16 protein-coding genes are annotated in these 18823 nt (G+C 73.5%); 5 read left to right on the forward strand and 11 right to left on the reverse strand.

Translation table 11 applies throughout. The annotated features are described in order from the left end of the window. Nucleotides 1-12: 12 nt before the first annotated feature. On the reverse strand, nucleotides 13-549 hold the full coding sequence (locus ACZ7MF_RS22110) for a nucleoside/nucleotide kinase family protein (protein WP_471478974.1): 537 nt from the start codon (nucleotides 547-549) through the stop codon (nucleotides 13-15). Between the two features lie 43 nt (nucleotides 550-592). Here ACZ7MF_RS22110 and ACZ7MF_RS22115 point away from each other — a divergent pair, with 43 nt between their 5' ends. From ACZ7MF_RS22115 to ACZ7MF_RS22130, 4 genes are all read left to right on the forward strand, one after another. Then, nucleotides 593-988: a GNAT family N-acetyltransferase gene (locus ACZ7MF_RS22115; protein WP_471478977.1), complete on the forward strand. Its 396-nt coding sequence runs from the start codon at nucleotides 593-595 to the stop codon at nucleotides 986-988. Between the two features lie 24 nt (nucleotides 989-1012). Continuing rightward, nucleotides 1013-1735 (forward strand): hypothetical protein, encoded by a 723-nt coding sequence (locus ACZ7MF_RS22120; protein ID WP_471478979.1) that lies wholly within the window; start codon nucleotides 1013-1015, stop codon nucleotides 1733-1735. 67 nt (nucleotides 1736-1802) lie between these two features. Next, nucleotides 1803-2414 carry a DinB family protein gene (locus ACZ7MF_RS22125; RefSeq protein ID WP_471478980.1) on the forward strand — a complete coding sequence of 204 codons (612 nt, stop codon included), beginning with the start codon at nucleotides 1803-1805 and terminating at the stop codon, nucleotides 2412-2414. Further along, a complete protein-coding gene (locus ACZ7MF_RS22130) occupies nucleotides 2411-2848 on the forward strand; it encodes a glutaredoxin domain-containing protein (protein WP_471478982.1) in 438 nt (145 codons plus the stop codon). Before ACZ7MF_RS22125 ends, ACZ7MF_RS22130 begins: the two co-directional genes overlap by 4 nt. A gap of 19 nt (nucleotides 2849-2867) precedes the next feature. On the opposite strand, the gene galE is transcribed toward ACZ7MF_RS22130, so the two are convergent. Beyond that, nucleotides 2868-3848, reverse strand: a complete 981-nt coding sequence (gene galE, locus ACZ7MF_RS22135; protein WP_471478984.1) for a UDP-glucose 4-epimerase GalE — start codon at nucleotides 3846-3848, stop codon at nucleotides 2868-2870. A 77-nt stretch (nucleotides 3849-3925) separates the two neighbouring features. After that, nucleotides 3926-4420 carry a MarR family winged helix-turn-helix transcriptional regulator gene (locus tag ACZ7MF_RS22140; RefSeq protein ID WP_471478987.1) on the reverse strand — a complete coding sequence of 165 codons (495 nt, stop codon included), beginning with the start codon at nucleotides 4418-4420 and terminating at the stop codon, nucleotides 3926-3928. A gap of 137 nt (nucleotides 4421-4557) precedes the next feature. On the opposite strand from ACZ7MF_RS22140, the gene ACZ7MF_RS22145 reads away from it, so the two are divergent. After that, on the forward strand, nucleotides 4558-4971 hold the full coding sequence (locus tag ACZ7MF_RS22145) for an organic hydroperoxide resistance protein (RefSeq protein ID WP_471478989.1): 414 nt from the start codon (nucleotides 4558-4560) through the stop codon (nucleotides 4969-4971). Here the strand turns inward: ACZ7MF_RS22145 and ACZ7MF_RS22150 are convergent, their stop codons facing one another. The 8 genes from ACZ7MF_RS22150 to ACZ7MF_RS22185 form a co-directional block, all read right to left on the reverse strand. Next, nucleotides 4972-6543, reverse strand: coding sequence for a hypothetical protein (locus ACZ7MF_RS22150; protein WP_471478991.1), 1572 nt, complete (start codon nucleotides 6541-6543; stop codon nucleotides 4972-4974). It abuts the gene before it with no gap. Nucleotides 6544-6673: 130 nt separating this feature from the next. Continuing rightward, nucleotides 6674-8005, reverse strand: coding sequence for a hypothetical protein (locus tag ACZ7MF_RS22155; RefSeq protein ID WP_471478993.1), 1332 nt, complete (start codon nucleotides 8003-8005; stop codon nucleotides 6674-6676). Further along, nucleotides 8002-10257 carry a bifunctional glycosyltransferase/CDP-glycerol:glycerophosphate glycerophosphotransferase gene (locus ACZ7MF_RS22160; RefSeq protein WP_471478995.1) on the reverse strand — a complete coding sequence of 752 codons (2256 nt, stop codon included), beginning with the start codon at nucleotides 10255-10257 and terminating at the stop codon, nucleotides 8002-8004. The genes ACZ7MF_RS22155 and ACZ7MF_RS22160 overlap by 4 nt, the downstream gene beginning before the upstream one ends. A 7-nt stretch (nucleotides 10258-10264) precedes the next feature. Continuing rightward, nucleotides 10265-12475: a bifunctional glycosyltransferase/CDP-glycerol:glycerophosphate glycerophosphotransferase gene (locus tag ACZ7MF_RS22165; protein ID WP_471478998.1), complete on the reverse strand. Its 2211-nt coding sequence runs from the start codon at nucleotides 12473-12475 to the stop codon at nucleotides 10265-10267. 35 nt (nucleotides 12476-12510) lie between these two features. Then, the gene (locus ACZ7MF_RS22170) at nucleotides 12511-14796 is read right to left on the reverse strand and encodes a bifunctional glycosyltransferase/CDP-glycerol:glycerophosphate glycerophosphotransferase (RefSeq protein WP_471479000.1); all 2286 of its coding nucleotides are present in this window, start codon (nucleotides 14794-14796) and stop codon (nucleotides 12511-12513) included. A gap of 164 nt (nucleotides 14797-14960) precedes the next feature. Continuing rightward, the gene (locus ACZ7MF_RS22175) at nucleotides 14961-15842 is read right to left on the reverse strand and encodes a carbohydrate ABC transporter permease (protein WP_356858631.1); all 882 of its coding nucleotides are present in this window, start codon (nucleotides 15840-15842) and stop codon (nucleotides 14961-14963) included. A gap of 91 nt (nucleotides 15843-15933) precedes the next feature. Then, complete coding sequence (locus ACZ7MF_RS22180; protein ID WP_471479003.1) at nucleotides 15934-17307, reverse strand: carbohydrate ABC transporter permease; 1374 nt, start codon at nucleotides 17305-17307, stop codon at nucleotides 15934-15936. A gap of 4 nt (nucleotides 17308-17311) precedes the next feature. After that, complete coding sequence (locus tag ACZ7MF_RS22185) at nucleotides 17312-18709, reverse strand: ABC transporter substrate-binding protein (RefSeq protein ID WP_471479005.1); 1398 nt, start codon at nucleotides 18707-18709, stop codon at nucleotides 17312-17314. Between the last annotated feature and the right edge of the window lie 114 nt (nucleotides 18710-18823).

The following is an 18823-nucleotide window of genomic DNA, read 5'->3' on the forward strand; positions in this document are numbered from 1 at the left end:
CGGCTCGCCCCCTCACCAGCCGGCGAGCCGGACGACCTGCGCCGCGATGTCCGGCACCGCCCGGCCGTCCGTGGGTACCCGCACCGTGCCCACGGGGGCCTCCTCGGCCAGCCGCCGCGCCATGCGCAGACTCCGCTCGATGTGGACGCCGAGCTGCGATCCGGTCTCGCGCACGGCGAGCCGTTGCCGCACGGTGGCCTCGTCGGCGGTCAGCAGCACGCAGGTGACCCTGACCTCGTCCCCGCCCATGGCCCGCCCGATCATCGGCGCCTCGAGGATGCTCACGGTGTTGGTGTAGAGCAGCCGGCGCTGACCGAGCGCCGCGTAGTTCGCCCACACCGCGGCGATGTTCCGCTCGGTGACCGCCGTGCGGTGCGGGTCGCCGTCGGGTGCGGGATGGATCTGGTCCATGCCGTCCCCCTCGATCAGGCAGTGTGCCGTTCCGGCCGCCCGGAGCAGCGCGGACACCTCCCGGCCGACGGTGCTCTTGCCGACGCCGGAGCCGCCGCCGATGAGTAACAGGTCGTAGGTGCTGGCTTCTTGGTCCATGCGGGCAGTGTGCGTCATGACCGGGTCGGCATACGATCGGACCGTGACGATCACCTACCGGTGGCGGGGAGACGTCGACAACGCGCTCCTCAACGCACTGCACGCCGACGGCTTCGGCCACCCGGCCGACGGGACCGACTGGCGGACCCAGCTGGAGCGGCACAGCCTCGGCTGGGTCTGCGCCTGGGAGAACGGCTCGCTGGTCGGCTTCGTCAACGTCGCCTGGGACGGCGGCGCACACGCCTTCCTCCTGGACACGGTGGTCGCCCGGCACTGCCGGTCACGCGGAGTCGGCGCCCGCCTGGTCGCGGTCGCCGCCGAACAGGCCCGGGCGGCGGGGTGCGAGTGGCTGCACGTCGACTTCGAGGACCATCTGCGCCCGTTCTACCTCGACGCATGCGGCTTCAAGGAAACGTCGGCAGGGCTCATCGCCCTGTGACGTGCCGCTGATTGACTGGGGGTCATGCCGACGACAGACCGGCCGAGGGTCAGCACGCTGACCTTGGAGTACCGGATCCCGCAGGACTGGACTGCCGACCCCTGGGCCGAGGTACGGCCGCTGGTCGACGGGGTGGACGTTCTGGGGGAGGCCCACCCGGGAGGGATGGCGCCCGGTTGCCGGAGCTGGCGGGGGCCGGACGAGAGCCGGCCGCTCGCGGTCGCGGCGGTGCCGCGCAGGGTGCTGATCAGTGAACCGACCTGCACCGTCGGTTGCTGCGGCGGCCTGTACGTCACCGTGCGCCGGGAGGGCGACCGGGTGATCTGGGACGCCTGGGAGAACACCAGCGACATCGACGCCGTGCCCGCGGAGGTCCACTTCGACGCGGCCCAGTACGAGGCCGAGCTGGCGCGGGCCGCGGCGGACCGCAGTTGGGAGGAGCCGGTGGACACCGTGGCCCGGCTGCTGGAGCAGACCCTGGTGGACAGCGGCGGGTTCGAGCGGTGGGACTGCGTCCTCACCGGCGTCTGGCCCCGGCGCGAGGAGCCCGGCGTCCCCGAGGAACTCGCCCTCCCCGAGGGCGTCGACGTGGAGTTCGGCGCATCCGCGGCCCCCGGGACGCCGGCATGTTCCTACCGGTACGAGCTGCTGCTCGACCCCGATCAGTCCCCGCAGGAGCAGGCGCGGCGGCTCGCGGCCCGCATCCTGGCGGACGATCCGCGCAAGAGCGCCGAGCGTGGCGCATAACGCGTGGCGAGCGATGCCTCACCCCGGTGAGTGACGGTTCCCCGGGCGGGAGCGGGAGACTGGCCCCATGACCCCGACAGATCCCAAGGCCGATCTCCGCTGCTACCTCCAGTCCGCCCGCGACGCCCTGCTCTGGAAGCTCGAGGGGCTCTCCGAGTACGACATACGGCGCCCGGCGACGCCGACCGGTACCAACCTCCTCGGGCTGGTGAAGCATGCCGCCACCGTGGAACTGGGCTATCTCGGCGACACCTTCGGGCGGCCGTCCGGTGAGCCGTTGCCCTGGCTCGCGGACGGTGCCGAGCCAGGCGCGGACATGTGGGTCACCGCCGAAGAGTCGCGCGCGTACGTCGTGGAGCTGTACCGGCGGGCGTGGGCCCACGCGGACGCGACGATCGACGCGCTGGCGCTGGACACGGTCGGCAGGGTGCCGTGGTGGACCGAGGGGAAGGACGAGGTGACGCTGCACCATGCCGTGACCCGGGTGATCGCGGACACCCACCGGCACGCCGGGCACGCCGACATCGTCCGGGAGCTCATGGACGGTGCCGTGGGCATGCGCGAGGACAACGCGGGTGTGCCGGCGGTCGATGCGGCGTGGTGGGAGACGTACCGGGACCGGGTCGAGCACGCCGCTCGGGAAGCCGGGCACCGCGGGACCCCGGGGCGGGCCCGATGAGGCGGGCGTGGACGGGCCCGGTGCTGCTGCTGATCGCCGGAGCGGGGGCCGCGACCGGGCCGATCGTGCAGGGGCGCCCGGGGACGGGTGCCGTGCTGGTGGTGGTGTTCGTGCTGCTGGCGGGGCTGATCTCGCCCCTGGTGTTCCCGAGGTCGGTCGGTGCGGTGGAGGCGCGGCGGCGCAGTGCCGCAGACGGGCGGCCGGTGGTGTTCTGGCGGCCGGGCTGCACCTACTGCCTGCGGCTGCGCCTCCGGTTGGGGCGCAAGGCCCGGCGGTTGCACTGGGTCGACATCTGGCGGGACGAGGCCGGGGCGGCAGCGGTGCGCGAGGTCAACGACGGCAACGAGACCGTGCCCACGCTGTTCGTGGCGGGCCGGGCCCATACCAATCCCGACCCGGCGTGGGTGCGCGAGCAGGTCTCGTCGCCCCGCTGACCGGGCGCCCCCCGGGGCGTCAGTCCCGCGCCGCCTCCGGGTGGAGCCGTACCCAGCCGGCCCATGCCGACGCGATCATGTCCTCGACGTCGTACTTGGCCTTCCAGTCCAGTTCGACGGCGGCGCGGTCGGCCGAGGCGACGACGCGCGCCGGGTCGCCGGGGCGGCGGGGGGTGACCGTCGGCGGCTGGTCGTAGCCGGTGAGGGCGTTGATGCGGTCGATCATCTCGCGGACGGAGACGCCCTCGCCGCGGCCGATGTTCAGCGTGAGGGTGGTGCCGGGGGAGGACTGGAGGGCGCGGGCCGCGGCCACGTGGGCCTCGGCCAGGTCGACGACGTGGATGTAGTCGCGCACACAGGTGCCGTCCGGCGTCGCGTAGTCGTCGCCGAAGATCCGGGGGGCCGCGGACTCCGTGAGCTTCTCGAAGACCATCGGGACGAGGTTGTAGACGCCGGTGTCGGCCAGCTCCGGGCTCGCCGCGCCCGCCACGTTGAAGTACCGGAGGGAGGCCGTGGCGAGGCCCGTCGCCTTGCCCGTGGCCCGGACCAGCCACTCGCCGGCCAGCTTGGTCTCGCCGTACGGCGACATCGGCACGCAGGGCGTCTCCTCGGTCACGAGGTCGACGTCGGGCATGCCGTACACCGCGGCGGAGGAGGAGAAGACGAAGGACGGGACCCCGGCCGCGGTGACCGCGTCCAGCAGGACGCGCAGGCCCTCCACGTTCTGCCGGTAGTAGTGCAGCGGCAGGTCCACCGACTCGCCGACCTGCTTCTTGGCGGCCAGGTGCACCACGCCGGTGACGGAGTGGTCGGCCAGGGCGCGGGCGACCCGCTCGCCGTCCAGGACCGAGCCCACCACCAGGGGCACACCGTCGGGCACGCGCTCGGCGATCCCCGTGGACAGGTCGTCGTACACCACGGCCTTCTCGCCCGCTTCGGTCATCGCCCGTACGACGTGCGCCCCGATGTATCCGGCGCCGCCGGTGATCAGCCAGGTCATTGCGGCTGTCCCCTTCGTTCGGTGGTCCTTGGTAGCCATGATCCGTCATCGCGGCGCCCGCCGGGCGCCCGCACCCGTCAGGACGGTTCGGGTGCCGGACCGGTGCCGTACGCGTCCAGCGCCGCCGTGAGCCGGTCGAGGCGGGCGCGCAGGTCCTGGACCTCGGTCAGGTCGAGGCCGGTCGCCGCGGCGATCCGGCGGGGCACCTCGACGGCCCGCTCGCGCAGCGCCGTGCCCTCCTCGGTCAGCCCCACCTCCACCGACCGCTCGTCGCGCCTGCTCCGCTCGCGCCGGACCAGGCCGGCCGCCTCCAGCCGCTTGAGCAGGGGCGACAGTGTGCCGGAGTCGAGACGGAGGTGCTCGCCGAGCCGCTTCACGGGCAGCTCGCCGTGCTCCCACAGCACCAGCAGCACCAGGTACTGGGAGTAGGTGAGCCCCAGGTCCTTGAGGACCACGCGGTAGACGCTGCCGAAGGCGCGCGACGCGGCGCTCAGGGAGAAACAGATCTGCTGGTCCAGGCGGAGCCAGTCGGTCGTGGGCTCCGTCGCGGGCTCGGTCGCGGGCGTGGTCATGCGCTCCAGGGTAACCGACCGACCTTGTCCACGATTTAGTTGCGTGCAATCTAGTTGCATGCAATCAAATGGCGTGCTCTACTTGTAGTTGTCAGGCACGCAGCCCCTCCCGAACTCCTGAAAGGGACGGTTCTCCCATGGACGCGCTCTACACCGCCGCCGCCACCGCCACCCACGGCCGCGACGGCCGTGCCGTCAGCTCCGACGGCACGCTCGACCTCGCCCTCGGCATCCCCGTCGAGATGGGCGGCAACGGGCAGGGCACCAACCCCGAGCAGCTCTTCGCCGCCGGGTACGCGGCCTGTTTCGGCAGCGCCCTCGGCGTGGTCGGCCGGGCGGCCAAGGTCGACGTCAGCGACTCCGCGGTGACCGCCGAGGTCGGCATCGGCAAGCAGGGCGAGGGCTTCGCGCTCGCCGTCACCCTCCGGGTCGAGCTGCCCGAGGGCCTCGACGAGGAGACCGGCCGCAAGCTGGTCGAGCAGGCCCACCAGGTCTGCCCCTACTCCAACGCCACCCGCGGCAACATCCCGGTCGACCTCGTCATCGAGTAGTCACGACGGGGCGGCGGCTCGGCCGACCCGCGCCAGCACCTCCCCCGTCCGCTCGCTCCACGCCACCACCACCGCCTCCTCGGGCACCGGGTGCCAGCGCGTCAGCAGCAGCCAGCGGACGTGGTAGCGGCGGACGACGGCGGCGCGCTCGGCGCGGGTCGAGCCGGGCGCCAGGTACGCCTTCACGTCGGCCACCCGCCGCCCGCGCTCCCGCTCGTCCAGCGCCGGGTCCGGCCAGGCGGGCGCCGCGAGGTTCGGCCCGTACCCGGCGATGGCGTGCCCGGCGTAGTAGCCGTCGGTGATCACGACCTCGCCGGGGCCGATGTGCCGGGCCGCCCACGCGTACGTCGGCCAGTTCGGCGGCTGCTCGAAGCCGACCGGGTCCAGCGCCCGCGGCACCACGGCCCCCGCGTGGACCGCGAGGAACCCCAGCAGGGCGCCCGCGGTCGCGGTCCAGCCCAGTGCGGCCCGCCACCGCCCCCACGGCCGGGGCGCCGCCAGCTCCACCGCCAGGGCGAACTGCAACGGCACCAGCGTGAGCCCGAGGATCCGGCCGTAGGTGTAGTGCCCGCTCAGCCAGCCGTATGCCACCACCGCGCAGTCCAGCGCGAACATGAGCACCAGCGGGTCCCGGCGTGAGCGGCGGCCGCGCGCCCACAGGGCCGGCAGGCCGAGCAGGGCCAGCCAGAACTCCCCGGGCAGGTCGAGGTACAGGACCCGGTGCATGGCGTCCACGCTGTCGTCGCCGGCCAGCGCGAACACGTCGAAGTACGGCCAGGCCGCCGCCGCCCCCACCGCCACGGCGCCCGTCAGCGCCCACCGCCCCACGACCGGGCCGCGCCACCCGCGCTGCCATCCGGCCACCAGCGCCACCGCGCCGAGCGCCGCCGCCACCGAGGTGATCGGGTGGACGAGGAGGATCAGGCCGTACAGGACGCCCAGCGCCCCGTACCCGGGCAGGCCCCGCAGTCCGCTCGGCCCCACGTACCGCACCCGGCGCCCGTCCCGCGCCCGCGCCCCGGTCAGCGCCCAGGCCCAGAAGGTCAGCCCGATCGCGAAGGTCGACGGGTAGCCGAGGTTGCCCGTCATCGACATCAGCCCCAGGTAGCCGCTCCACCAGGCCCGCTCGGTGCCCCACAGCAGCGTCATCGCGCCCAGCGCGAGGACCGGCGCCCACGGACGCGGGGTCAGTACCCGGACGAAGCGGTTCAGGCCGGTCAGCAGCACCAGCAGGTTCAGCGGTCCGGCGAGCCGCACCACCTCCCAGCCGCCCAGCCCCGTCAGCCGGGCGAACGCACCCTGCGCCACCGCGTACGGCGAGTAGTACGCGCTTCCCGCGCCCGGCAGGTCGGCCATCGGGTGGCGGGGGCGGAGCAGGTCCGCCTTCAGGCGCTCGACGACGGCGGCGTGCTGGCCCGCGTCGCAGCACAGCGGCACCGCCCAGTACGCCAGCGTCATCACGAGGAAGATGAGGAATCCGGCGACCTGGTAGGGGGTGGGGCGCCAGGCGCGTCCGCCGCGCAGTGCCGTCGCACCGCGCACGGGCCGCCGGACGAGGACGTCGGCGCTCACGAAGCAGAGGAGGTGTGGGGCATTCGGGACATTTGGCGTATGTTCCCGGTGGGGTCACCCCCGCCAATCGCTCACCGGTCCAAGTCACCCGGGCGGCGGACGCCCAGGACACCCAGGACGCCCAGGACGCTCAGCCGATCGCGCCCGCCCGGTCCCGCTGCTCCTGCGCCGGCAGCGGCACCCGTCCGCCGCGCACCACCGGCTCCAGCAGCAGCGGCACCCCCACCACCGGCAGCAGCCACGCGAGCACGATCAGCCGCTCGCCCCAGATGTTGATGTCCGGGTGCCCGGCCTGGGTGAGGAGCCCGGTGCACGCCACCGCCACCAGGAAGCCGCCGACCGCGCCCCCGCGCCGGAGCGCGCCCCACGCCCCGGCGGCCAGCGCCGCCACGAACAGCGGCTGCCAGGCCTGCCGGCGCAGCCACTCCACCCAGAAGTTGCCCTGCAACTGCCAGAACTCCGGCCACGGGTGCTCCCGGTCGGGGCGGGCGAAGTGGTCGGTGAGCAGGTCCTGGAGGCTGTCCGCCTCGGACGGGTAGTGCAGCAGCCGCGCCAGCAGCAGGGTGGCGGCCGCGCCGGCCAGGCCCACCGCCGCGAGCGCCAGCACCTCCCGGGACGCCGGGCCGCCCCGCCCCCGCAGCTGCCGAGCCCGCCGCCGGTGCCGCCGCACGGCGATCACCCCGCCGGCCGCCGCCAGGCACAGGCCGAGGAACAGCGCCTGGGAGTGCTTGACCGTGAACAGGGCGATCAGCGAACCGGCCACCAGCAGCAGCCCGACACGGGTCCGCCCCGCCCGCAGCACCAGCGCGCAGCCCCACACCGACGCCAGGGTCAGCGCCATCAGCAGGCCCTCGGTCATCGGGCGCATCGCCGTCGTCCCGCACGGCAGCGCGTAGTACAGCGCCTGCCCGGCCAGCGCGAGCGGCACCGCCACCGACAGGGTCCGCAGGAGCAGGAAGACCAGGACCCCGCCCGCGCACGCGACGACGACGCCCGCCGTCCACAGGCCCCACGTCACCCCGAAGGCCAGGACGAACGGCACCAGGAACGCCGGATAGCCCGGCCGCGCCTCGAAGATCGCCATGAAGCGCTCCGACATGTACGGCACGGTGTGCCCGCCGGTCTGCCCGGCCGCCAGCCGCGGCCGGACCGCCGCCCACTCCTGCTCGCGGCACTCGGCCAGCGCCTCGGCGGTGGGGTCGGGGCGATGGAAGCGGACCACGTGCACGCTCTGGTCCCGGCGGGCCCGCTCCGCCCGGCCCGCGCACACGTAGTCGATGGTGGTTGTCGCCGCCGCGTGCTTGCTCTGCCCGGTCAGACTCAGGGCGTACGACAGGTAGTTCCTGGTGTCGGGGGTGTCCCGGCCGGTGACGTTCGCCAGCTGGAGGGCTGCGAACACGGCGGCCAGGAGCAGCACCCCGACGACGGCGCCCCGGCCGCTCACCCGGCTGCCGGGTCTCATGTGGAGGGCAGCAGGTCGCGTCCGGCCGGGACGGCGCGGGCGCCGGGGACGCCGGAGGGCTCCGGCGCGGGCATCGGCTCGCCCAGGAGCAGCGTCCGCACCACCCGTTCGGCGGCCCTCCCGTCCTCGTACTCGCAGTACCGGGCCCGGAAGGACGCCCGCAGCCGCGCCGCCTCCTCGTCCCGCCACGCCCCGGACGCCAGCAGCCACGCCAGTTCCCGGTAGGAGCGCGAGACGTGCCCGGGTGCCTCCTCGGTGATGTCGAAGTACGTGCCGCGGGCCGCCGCGTACGGGCCCCAGTCCTCGGCGTGGATCACGATCGGGCGGTCCAGGAGGGCGTAGTCGAACATCAGGGCGGAGTAGTCGGTGATCAGCAGGTCCGAGGCGAGCATCAGGTCCTCGACGTGCGGTTCGTCCGTCGCGTCGACCACCACGCCCCGCCGGTGCAGCTCCGCGAGGCCCAGGCCGCGTGCCGGACCGGTGGCGAGGGACGGGTGCAGGCGGACGAGCAGGGTGTGGCCCTCGCCCAGGTCGGCGGCGAGCCGGGCCACGTCGAGGCGCTCGACGAGCCCGCCGCGCCGGTACTCGCGGCGGGTCGGCGCGTACAGCACCACGGTGTGGCCGTCGGGGACACCGAGCCGCTCGCGGACCCGCCGCCCGTCCTCGGGACCGGCGTTGACCAGGGCGTCGTTGCGCGGGCTGCCGGTGCGCGCGGACGCGAAGTGGCAGGGGTAGGCCCGCTCCCAGACCCGCTCCGCGTACCGGCTCGCGACCAGGCTGTGGTCCCAGCGGTCGGCCCGGCGCAGCATCTGCGGCACGTCCAGACCGTGCCGGGCGCCGGGCCGGTCCAGCAGGTCGACGCCCATGTGCTTGAGAGGCGTCCCCTGGTGGGTGTGGAGGTGGACGCTGCCCGCCCGTTTGGTCACCGTGCCGGGCCAGTTGACGTTGTTGACGAAGAACGCCGCCCGCTCGGCCACCCGCCGGTAGGCGGCACTGCCCAGGACCACGTGCTCGGTGCCCGGCGGCAGCAGCGCGGGGTCCGCCGCGCACTCCTCGTCCCGCACCACCCACACCCCGCGCAGGTGCGGGGCGAGTTCGCGGGCCGCGCGGTGGATCGCGGCGGGGTCGCCGAGCACGCCCCGGTGGGAGAACGCCGAGTACACGACGAGGTCCGGGTCGAGGGGGCGGCGCACGTGCACAGTGCTCGCCGTCCGGCGCAGCCGCCCGGCGGCCGCGGCGCGCGCCTGCCGGGTCCGGCGCTCCAGCTCCCGCGCCGCCCGCCCGGACTGCCGGCGCACCCGGTAGGCGGCGTACGACCCCTCCAGTACCCGGAGTTCGGCCGGGACCGCCGCGCCCCCGGGCCGGTGGGTGCGGAACATCTCGGCGGTGCGGTGGAAGAACTCGGCCCGGTCCAAGGGCGGCAGCCGGTCCGGCTTGGACAGGATGTCCAGGCAGTGCTCACCCATCTTGGCGTGCAGGAACGGCCGCCACCTGGCCGCCAGTTCCGGACGGGCGTCGAGGAAGGCGAAGACCCGCTCGTACTGCGCGTGGACGTCGAAGTGCTTGCGGCTGGTCGTGGACAGGATGTTGCCCTGGCGGCGCTGGCGGTAGTTCAGACAGATGCGGTCCAGCGCGGCGATCCGCTCCGCGCTGAACATGACCGGGAAGGTCCAGGGCGTGTCCTCGTAGTAGCCGGACGGGAAGGTGAAGCCCTCCCGCTCGACGAAGTCGCGGCGGTAGACCTTGTTCCACACCACCATCAGCAGGTCGAGGATCTCGGGATGCCCGGCCGCCGTGAACGTGCCGTCGCCCGCCTCCGCGAGCACCCGGGCCAGGACGTTGCGCCGGGTGCCGCCCCACCAGTAGGTGCGCGCGTAGTCGAAGACCAGCACGTCCGGGCCGTCCGGGCCGTCCGGGCGGCACGTCTCCGCGAGCCGGTCGGCCATCGCGCGCAGGGCGCCCGGGGTGAGGGTGTCGTCGCTGTCGAGGAAGAAGAGGTAGTCGCCGGTGGCGTGCGGCATGCCCGCGTTGCGGGCCCGGCCGAGGCCGACGTTCTCCTCCAGGTGCAGCACGCGCACCCGGTCGTCGCGGGCCGCGTACTCGTCCAGGATCGACCCCGAACCGTCCGGGGAGCAGTCGTCGACGGCGATCACCTCGATGTCCCGGAAGGACTGGTCCAGGACCGAGTCGAGGCACTCGCGCAGGAAGCCCTGCACCTTGAAGCAGGGGACGATGACGCTGAAGCGGGGCACGGCGGGGTCAGCTCCTCACGAGGGTGGCGGCGGCGGGGGCCGGGACGCGCTCCGCGAGCGGGATCACCGGCGGCAGCGCCTCGGGCGGCTCGCCGAGCAGTACCCGGCGCACGACGCGCTCGGCGGCCCGGCCGTCGTCGAACTCGCAGAACCGCTCCCGGAAGACCGCCCGCAGCGCCGTCGACTCCGGACCCGCCCAGGTGCCGTCGGCGAAGACGCGGGCCAGCTCCTCCGGCGTGCGCGCCACCGGTCCCGGGGGCGCGGCCATCAGGTCGAAGTAGACGCCGCGGGTCTCCCGGTACACGTCCCAGTCGTCGGCGTACACGACGATCGGGCGGTCCAGGTTGGCGTAGTCGAACATGATGGAGGAGTAGTCGGTGACCAGCGCGTCCGCGGCCAGGCACACGTCCTCCGAGGAGCGGTGCGCGGTCACGTCGACGACCCGGCCGGTGCGTTCCCGGCTCCCGCCCCGGTCGTAGAAGTAGTGGGCGCGCAGCAGCACCACGACGTCCTCGCCGGCCGCCTCGCAGAACGCCTCCAGGTCCAGGCCGCCCGCGCCGAAGCCGGTCTCCCAGTCCCGGTGCGTGGGCGCGTACAGGACCGCCGTCTTCCCCTCCGGGACGCCCAGTTCGCGCCGCACCCGGGCCACGTCCTCGGCGGTCGCCGTGCAGTAGACGTCGTTGCGCGGGTAGCCGTACTCCAGGTGCTCGTAGGAGCCGGGGAAGGCGCGCTCCCACATCTGGGTGGAGTGCCGGTTGGCGGAGAGGTTGTAGTCCCAGCGGTCGACGCGGGCAAGGAGCTTGGTGAAGCTGCCGGTGGCCGCCGCCACCACCGGGTACGTCGACTGGTCCACGCCCATCGTCTTCAGCGGCGTGCCGTGCTGGGTCTGCACGTGCACGCTGCCGGGGCGCTTGACCACGCCCTCGGCGAAGTTGGCGTTGTTCACCAGGTACGTGGCGCGGGCCAGCACCTCCCAGTACCGGTGGCTGCCGATGACGGCGTGGTCGACGCCCGCCGGCAGGGTGTGCGCCTGGTCCGGCTCGACCAGGAACACCGACCTGAGGTGCGGGGCGAGTTCGCGGGCCCTGGCGTGGATCGCGGCCGGATTGCAGGCGTAACCGCGGCCCCAGTAGGCGCAGTACACGACGAGGTTCGGATCCAGCGGGCGGCGCAGGTGGCGGCGGTAGCGCAGGCGGGTGCGCAGCCCGCGCGGCCACGGCAGGCGGCGCAGGACTCCGGTCGCCGCCCGGCTGGCGGCGCGCAGCGCGCGGAATCCGGCGTACGACCCCGACGCCAGCAGCCGGTGCTGCACGCCGAGCCGTCCGCCCGGCGGCCGGAAGCCCGCGGGGCGGTGGCGCCGGTACAGGCGGCTCGCCCGGCGGTAGAAGGCGCGGCGCCCCCGCCGGGTCAGCCGCCGGGGGTGGGTGGCCGTCTTCAGGACCGCCGCGAAGAGCTGCTCGAACAGCGGGCCGCGCCGCTCGGGCGGCAGGCCCCGCTCGACGGCGTGCGTGAGGGCGAGTTCGGTCTGGTCGAGCAGGTCCGCGTGGTGCTCGCCGGGCAGGTTCAGCCGGTTGCCCTGGCGCCGCACCCGGTGCCGTACGACCACCTCGCGCAGCACGGCCACGCGCTCGGCGCGCGCCGCGACCCGGGCGCCGAAGCCGACGTCCGTGAAGTGCCCCCCGGGGAAGTCCAGTCGGCGCTCGGTGAGGAAGGTGCGGCGGTGGACCGCGCTCCACGCGGGCAGGTGCACGCCGGTCAGGTGCGGGGCGCGGTCGGGGGCGAAGGCGCCGTCCGGGGTCTTCGCCAGCAGTGGCGCGGCCGGGTTGGTGGTCTCGCCCTCCCACCAGGGCACCCGCTCGTGCTCGAAGTACAGGACGTCGACGCCGCCGGTGTCCGCAAGGCGTGCGTCCAGGGCTGCCAGCGCTCCCGGCACGAGGGCGTCGTCGCCGTCGAGGAACAGCAGGTACGCGCCGGTCGCCGCCCGCATCCCGGCGTTGCGCGCCCCGGCCAGTCCGGCCGACGGCGGCGAGTGCACCGGCGTCACCCGGGAGTCCCGCTCGGCGTGCTCCCCGGCGACGTCCGCCGCGGCGCAGTCCGGGCCGTCGCAGACCGGGATCAGCTCGAAGTCGCCGAAGGACTGGCCGAGGACCGAGTCCAGTGCCTGGGAGAGCCGCCCCGCGACCCCATGGGACGGGACGATGATGCTGAAGCGGGGCATACTGCTCTTTCTCTCGTGTTCTCTCGTGATCGCGGTCAGAGGCTGTCGGTGACGGTGCGCGGACCCGCCGGTTGCGGCACCGTGGTCAGCGGGGCCCGCGCCAGAGCCGCGGCGGCCGAGGGCGCGGGGCTGCGCCCGGCGAGCGGGACGACCGGCGGCAGCTCCGTCTCGCCCAGGACCACCCGGCGTACGACGCGTTCGGCGGCGCGGCCGTCGTCGTAGGGGCAGAACCGTTCGCGGAAGGCGGCCCGCAGCCGTGCCGACCGGGTGCCGTGCCAGTCGCCGCCGGCGAACACGCCGATCAGCTCGTCCTCGTCCCGCGCGATCGCGCCCGGCGGGAAGGAGCGCAGGTCGACGTAGGTGCCGCGGGCCGCCTCGTACGCCTCCGGCTCGGCGGCGTGGATCACGATCGGGCGGTCGAGGCCCGCGTAGTCGAACATCAGCGACGAGTAGTCGGTGACCAGGGCGTCCGAGGCCAGGCACAGCGACTCCACGTGCGGGTGGTCGCTGACGTCCAGCACCCGGCCGGCGGACGCGGCGAGCGGGCCGCCGTGCCGGGGGTGGGCGCGGGCCAGCACCACGAAGCGCGGGCCGAGGCGGCGCACGACGCGCTCCAGGTCCAGCGCGGAGCGCTGGGTGCGCCGGTAGTCCCGGTGGGTGGGCGCGTACAGGATCGCGACCGTGCCCTCGGGGATGCCGAGGGTCTCGCGCAGCCGGGCCACGTCCGCGGCCGTCGCCCGCTGGAGGACGTCGGTGCGCGGCTGGCCGTACTCCAGGGCGGTCCAGTCGCCCGGGTGGACGCGTTCCCAGGTCAGGGTGGAGTGGCGGTTGGCGCAGACCACGTAGTCCCAGGAGTCGACCTCGCGCAGCAGCCGGGCGAAGTCGGTGCCCCGGGCGGCGGCCGGGCGCTCCTGGAGGTCCAGGCCCATGTGCTTGAGGGGCGTCCCGGCCTGCGTCTGCACCAGGACCTGGCCCCGCCGCCTGACCAGGCCCGGGTCGAAGGCCGCGTCGCACACCAGGTAGCGGGAGCGGGCCAGGGCCGTCCAGTGGGCGGCCGAGCCCGGGGCCAGGCGGCGGGTGCCGGGCGGCACGGTGTGGTGGTGCACCCGGTCGGCCGCCCACGCCGTGCGCACGTGCGGCGCGAGACGGCGGAACGCCTCCTCCAGCGCGCCCGGGTCGCGGCCGTACCCACGGTTCCCCTCGACGGCGAAGACGGCCCGGTCGGTGCGGAGCGGGAGGCAGCGCTGGACGCGGTAGTGCAGGCGCAGGGCGCCGGTCCGGGCGGCGCGCAGCAGCCCCGCGGTGACCCTCGCGGTACGGCGGCGCAGGGCCGACGCCAGCCGCAGGGCGCCGTAGGTGCGGCGCAGGCCCAGGCGGAGCAGGGCGTGGCGCAGCCGGACGGGCAGCGGGGCGGGGGCGCCGGGGACCCGGTAGCGGCGGCAGTGGACCCGGGCCCGGCGCAGGAACTCGGCGCGCAGGGAGCGCGGGAGACGGCCGGGGCGGGTGTACACCGTCGTGAGGTGGTCGGCCATGCGGCGGTACAGGAGCGGCCGCCAGCGGGCCAGCTCCTTGCGTGACTCCGGGTGCGTCTCCATGCGCGCCTCGAGGAACGCGAAGACGCGGTCGTACTGCGTGAAGACGTCCAGGTGGCGCTCGTCCGGCGTGCCCAGGATGCTGCCCCGCCGCCGCTGCCGGTAGTGGACGCAGACGCGGTCCAGGGTGGCGACGGAGCCCGCCGTCATCAGCACCGGGTACGTCCACGGCGTGTCCTCGTAGTAGCCCGGCGGGAAGGCGAAGCCCTCGCGCACGGCGAACTCCCGCCGCACCGCCTTGTTCCAGGCCACCATCAGCAGCTTCAGCAGCCCCGGCCGGCCGGCGAGCCGGAACGGCGCCGGGCCCTGTTCGGTGAGGTGCGCGGCGGCCTGGTTGCGGACCGTCTCGCCGGTCCAGTACGTGCGGGCGTAGTCGTAGACCAGGACGTCCGGCTCGCCGGTCTCCTTGATCCGGTCGGCGATGCCGCGCAGCGCGTGCGGGGTGAGGGTGTCGTCGCCGTCGAGGAAGACCAGGTAGTCGCCGCCCGCCCGTTCCATACCGGCGTTGCGTGCGGGGCCCAGGCCCTCGTTGCGCGGCAGGCCGATGACGCGGACGCGCGGGTCGAGGGCCGCGAACTCGTCGGCGATCGCGCCGCAGGCGTCCGGCGAGCAGTCGTCGACCACGATCACCTCGAAGTCCGGGTACGACTGGGCCAGCACCGACTCCAGGCACGCGTGCAGATAGGCCTGCACCTGGTACGCGGGAACGATGACACTGAACCTGGGCACGGGGACATCCATCGGTCGGCGGGATCGTGCGGGCGTTCTGCCCGGCAACGGCCGGTGGAGCCGCTTGGTTACGGTCCCCGGGGCATTCGGGGGACGTTGTGCCCGTACGGATGAGGGGGCGGGCCGGTGACCGGCCCGCCCCCTCAAGGGTGTTGTCGCGGCGGTTACTTGACGGCGCCCGCCATCACGCCGGAGACGAACTGCCGCTGGAACGCGAAGAACACGGCCAGCGGGATCACCATGGAGATGAACGCGCCGGGCGCCAGCACGTCGATGTTGTTGCCGAACTGCCGTACCTGCGTCTGCAGGGCGACCGTGATCGGCTGGCTCCCGGAGTCCGAGAAGATCAGCGCGACCAGCATGTCGTTCCACACCCACAGGAACTGGAAGATGCCGAGACTCGCGATCGCGGGCCCGCCGAGCGGCATCACCACCCGCACGAACAGCCGCAGTTCACCCGCGCCGTCCAGGCGGGCCGCCTCCAGCAGCTCCCGCGGGATCTCCGCGAAGAAGTTCCGCAGCAGGAACACCGCGAACGGCAGACCGAAACCGACGTGGAAGAGGATCACGCCGAGCATCGACCCGAACAGGCCGATCTTCCCGAAGAGTTCGGCGATCGGGATCAGGGCCACCTGCACGGGCACGACGAGCAGCCCGACCACGGCCAGGAACCACCAGTCGCGGCCCGGGAAGTCCATCCACGCGAAGGCGTATCCGGCCAGCGCCCCGATGACCACCACCAGGACGGTCGCGGGGACGGTGATCAGCGCGGTGTTGAGGAGGGAGGAGGTGATGTCGCCGTTCTTCAGCAGCTCCTCGTAGCTCTGGAAGGTCAGCTGGGACGGCTCGGTGAAGACCTTCCACCAGCCGCTCGCCGCCATGTCCTGCGGCGTGCGCAGCGAGGACAGCAGCAGCCCGATCGTCGGGACCAGCCAGAACAGGCCCACCACGATCAGGAACACCCGCAGCACGCCCCCGCTGACGGCTTCGGCGAGCCGGGCCCCGAGCGACCGCCTGGCGGTGAGGGCACCCGTGTCCGCGGTCATCGCCGCACCTCCCGCCGAAGTCGCCGTACGTTACTGCGCCATCCCGGGGGGCGACCCCCGGACCCCCAGCCGTTCCGCCGTGGACGCGAGTTCATCGCCTGACCTCCCGCCGCAGCCGCCGTACGTTGAACCACATCACCGGGATGACCAGGAGCAGCAGGAACACCGCGATGGCGCTGGCGACGCCCGGCTGGTCCGAGGCGAAGCCCTTGCGGTACAGCTCCAGGGCGAGCACGTTCGCGTCGTCCTGGGAGGAACCCGGGGCGATGATGAAGACCAGGTCGAAGACCTTCAGCACGTTGATCATCAGGGTGACGACGACGACCGCGAGGACCGGCGCCAGCAGCGGCACCGTGACCCGTCTGAAGACCTGCCACTCGTTGGCGCCGTCCACCCGGGCGGCCTCCAGCAGCTCCCGTGGCATCCCGGCCAGCCCCGCCGCGATCAGCACCATCGCGAAGCCCGCCCACATCCATACGTACGATCCGATGATCGCCGGGGTGACGAGGGAGGGGCCGAGCCAGTTCAGGCCGTTGTACGGCTCCTTGAAGTTGTCGGCGGGCAGTCTGAGCAGCGCCCCGTCGGCCGCCGCGGGCAGCGTGAAGGTGCCGTCCCCGGCCGCCGTGGTCGACGCCACGACCTCGCCGTCCTTGACCGCCTCGATCTTCATCCCGGCATAGCCCAGCTCGGCCGCGTCGACGCCGCCCAGCTTCCCGACGCCCTTGCCGCGGGTGAAGTCCTGCCAGGTGGTGCCGGTGACCTTCCCGTCCTCCGGCTCGGCCGACACGGCCTTCTTCGCGCCGTCGGGCATCAGGTCGGGGGCGACGCCGACGAGGGGGAGGACGACCGGGGTGCCCAGGCCGACCGGCGCCTTGGTGATGAACGCGCCCCCGCCGGCGGGCTTCAGCGGCGAGTCGCGCCCCGGGTGCGCCTTCGGGAACGCGGACGACTCGGCGAACGTGTCGTGCACCCCGACCCACACCGCGTTGGCGACGCCCTTGTCCGGGTCCTGGTCGTACACCAGGCGGAAGATGATGCCGGCCGCCAGCATCGAGATCGCCATCGGCATGAAGACGACCAGCTTGAACGCCGTGCCCCAGCGGATGCGTTCGGTCAGGACCGCGAAGATCAGGCCCAGCGCGGTGGCGACCGTCGGCGCGAACACCACCCAGATGATGTTGTTCTTCAGGGCGGTGCGGATGCCGTCGTCGGTGAAGAGCGTCTCGTAGTTGTCGAACCCGGCGAAGGAGTCGCCGGACTGGTCGTAGAAGCTGCGGATCAGCGAGTACCCGATCGGGTAGACCACGAGCGCGCCGAGCAGCACCAGGGCGGGCAGCAGGAACAGTGCCGCCACGGACTTCCGGGTGCCGGTCACGCTCTTGCGCGACTTGGGTGACTTGGGGGCGGCGGAGACCGGTGGGCCCTCGGGGGCCTGGCCGGTTCCCGCCGCCGTGGCCGACGTCATCGCGTCAGCCGCCGTAGGCGGCGGCCGCGTCCGCCTCCAGCTTCGCCTGGGCACCCGCGACGTCCTTCGGGTTCTTCAGGAAGTCCTGGAGCGTCTTCCACTCGCCCTTGCCGGGGGTGCCGCCGAAGGCCTGCGGGGCCTGGTCCGACATGTCGAAGCGGAAGTCGTCACCGGCCGCGACCAGCGCCTCGGCGATCTTCTTCTGCACCTCGTTCGGGTACACCGAGGAGTCGATGCTCTTGTTGGGCGAGAGGAAACCGCCGAGCTTCGCCTGGATCCCCGCCGCGTCCGGCGAGGCCAGCCAGGTGGCCAGCGCCTGCGCCGCCTTCGAGTCCTTGAAGACCACGGCCGCGTCGCCGCCGGACACCACCGGGGCGGTGTCGCCCACGGCCGGGAACGGGAACACCTTCGCGTCCGTGCCGACCTTCGCCTTCGTCTCACCGATGTTGACCTGGACGAAGTCGCCCTCGTAGACCATGCCCGCCTTGGGCTGGTCGCCGCCGGTGAAGGTCTGCGTCACCGAGGCCGGGAACTCCGTCTGGAGCGCGCCGGACGCGCCGCCCGCGACGAAGTCCTTCTTGCCCCAGATCTCGGCGAGCGTGGTGAGGGCCTCCTTCACGGACGGGTCCGTCCACTTGATCTCGTGCTTGGCGAGCTGGTCGTACTTCTCCGGACCCGCCTGCGAGAGGTAGACGTTCTCGAACCAGTCGGTGAGCGTCCAGCCGTCCGCGCCGCCCACCGAGAACGGGGTGACGCCCGAGTCGTAGACCATCTGGGCCGCGTTGAGCAGCTCGTCCCAGGTCTTGGGCTCGGCGGCGCCCGCGTTCTCGAAGACCTGCGCGTTGTACCAGATCAGCGACTTGTTGGCGGCCTTGTAGTACACGCCGTACTGCTTGCCGCCGACCTTGCCGATGTCCTGCCAGCCCTGCGAGTAGTTCTCGCCCAGCTCCTTGGTCGCCTCGGCGCCCAGCGGCTTGGCCCAGCCCTTGTCCACGGCCTGCTTGATGGCGCCGGGCTGCGGAAGCATCGCCACGTCCGGCGGGGCGCCGCCCGCGATCTTCGAACCGAGGAAGTTGATGATCGGGTCCTGGGCCGGCACGAAGGTCACCTTGGCGCCGGTGCGCTTCTCGAACTCGGCGAGGACCTTCTTGAAGTTCTCCTGCTCGGTGCCGGTCCAGACGGCGGCGACCTCCAGGCTCTCGCCGTCCAGCTTCGGCAGGACGACGGAGGCGCCGGGCTGCTTGTTGCCGCCGCCCTTGTCGTCGTTGTCGCCGCCGCCGTCGTCCTCGTCGGCGCCGCACGCGGTGAGCGAGAGCGCGAGCGCTCCCGCGGCCAGGGCGGCTGCGGCCCGGGTGGTCCTCTTGACGGTTCCGCGTGTCCGGATGGTGCTGCTCGTGCGCATCACTGCCCCGTTCTTCGTTCCTCGTCGAACGCTCGGCGCTGTTCCGTGCGCTCTGGTGTACGCCAGGGGGGTGAGGGCGGCAAGAGCGCGTCCGCCGTCAACGGGGGGATCGTG

This window comes from Streptomyces sp. NPDC111628 (genome assembly GCF_055635195.1).

Excerpts from the sequence above, each read along its gene's own strand:
- ACZ7MF_RS22130 (WP_471478982.1), top strand. The coding sequence starts at position 2,411 with ATGAGGCGGGCGTGGACGGGCCCGGTGCTGCTGCTGATCGCCGGAGCG.
- ACZ7MF_RS22125 (WP_471478980.1), top strand. The coding sequence starts at position 1,803 with ATGACCCCGACAGATCCCAAGGCCGATCTCCGCTGCTACCTCCAGTCC.
- ACZ7MF_RS22140 (WP_471478987.1), bottom strand. The coding sequence starts at position 4,420 with ATGACCACGCCCGCGACCGAGCCCGCGACGGAGCCCACGACCGACTGG.
- ACZ7MF_RS22110 (WP_471478974.1), bottom strand. The coding sequence starts at position 549 with ATGGACCAAGAAGCCAGCACCTACGACCTGTTACTCATCGGCGGCGGC.
- ACZ7MF_RS22185 (WP_471479005.1), bottom strand. The coding sequence starts at position 18,709 with ATGCGCACGAGCAGCACCATCCGGACACGCGGAACCGTCAAGAGGACC.
- ACZ7MF_RS22155 (WP_471478993.1), bottom strand. The coding sequence starts at position 8,005 with ATGAGACCCGGCAGCCGGGTGAGCGGCCGGGGCGCCGTCGTCGGGGTG.
- galE (WP_471478984.1), bottom strand. The coding sequence starts at position 3,848 with ATGACCTGGCTGATCACCGGCGGCGCCGGATACATCGGGGCGCACGTC.
- ACZ7MF_RS22165 (WP_471478998.1), bottom strand. The coding sequence starts at position 12,475 with ATGCCCCGCTTCAGCATCATCGTCCCGTCCCATGGGGTCGCGGGGCGG.
- ACZ7MF_RS22180 (WP_471479003.1), bottom strand. The coding sequence starts at position 17,307 with ATGACGTCGGCCACGGCGGCGGGAACCGGCCAGGCCCCCGAGGGCCCA.
- ACZ7MF_RS22120 (WP_471478979.1), top strand. The coding sequence starts at position 1,013 with ATGCCGACGACAGACCGGCCGAGGGTCAGCACGCTGACCTTGGAGTAC.
- ACZ7MF_RS22145 (WP_471478989.1), top strand. The coding sequence starts at position 4,558 with ATGGACGCGCTCTACACCGCCGCCGCCACCGCCACCCACGGCCGCGAC.
- ACZ7MF_RS22175 (WP_356858631.1), bottom strand. The coding sequence starts at position 15,842 with ATGACCGCGGACACGGGTGCCCTCACCGCCAGGCGGTCGCTCGGGGCC.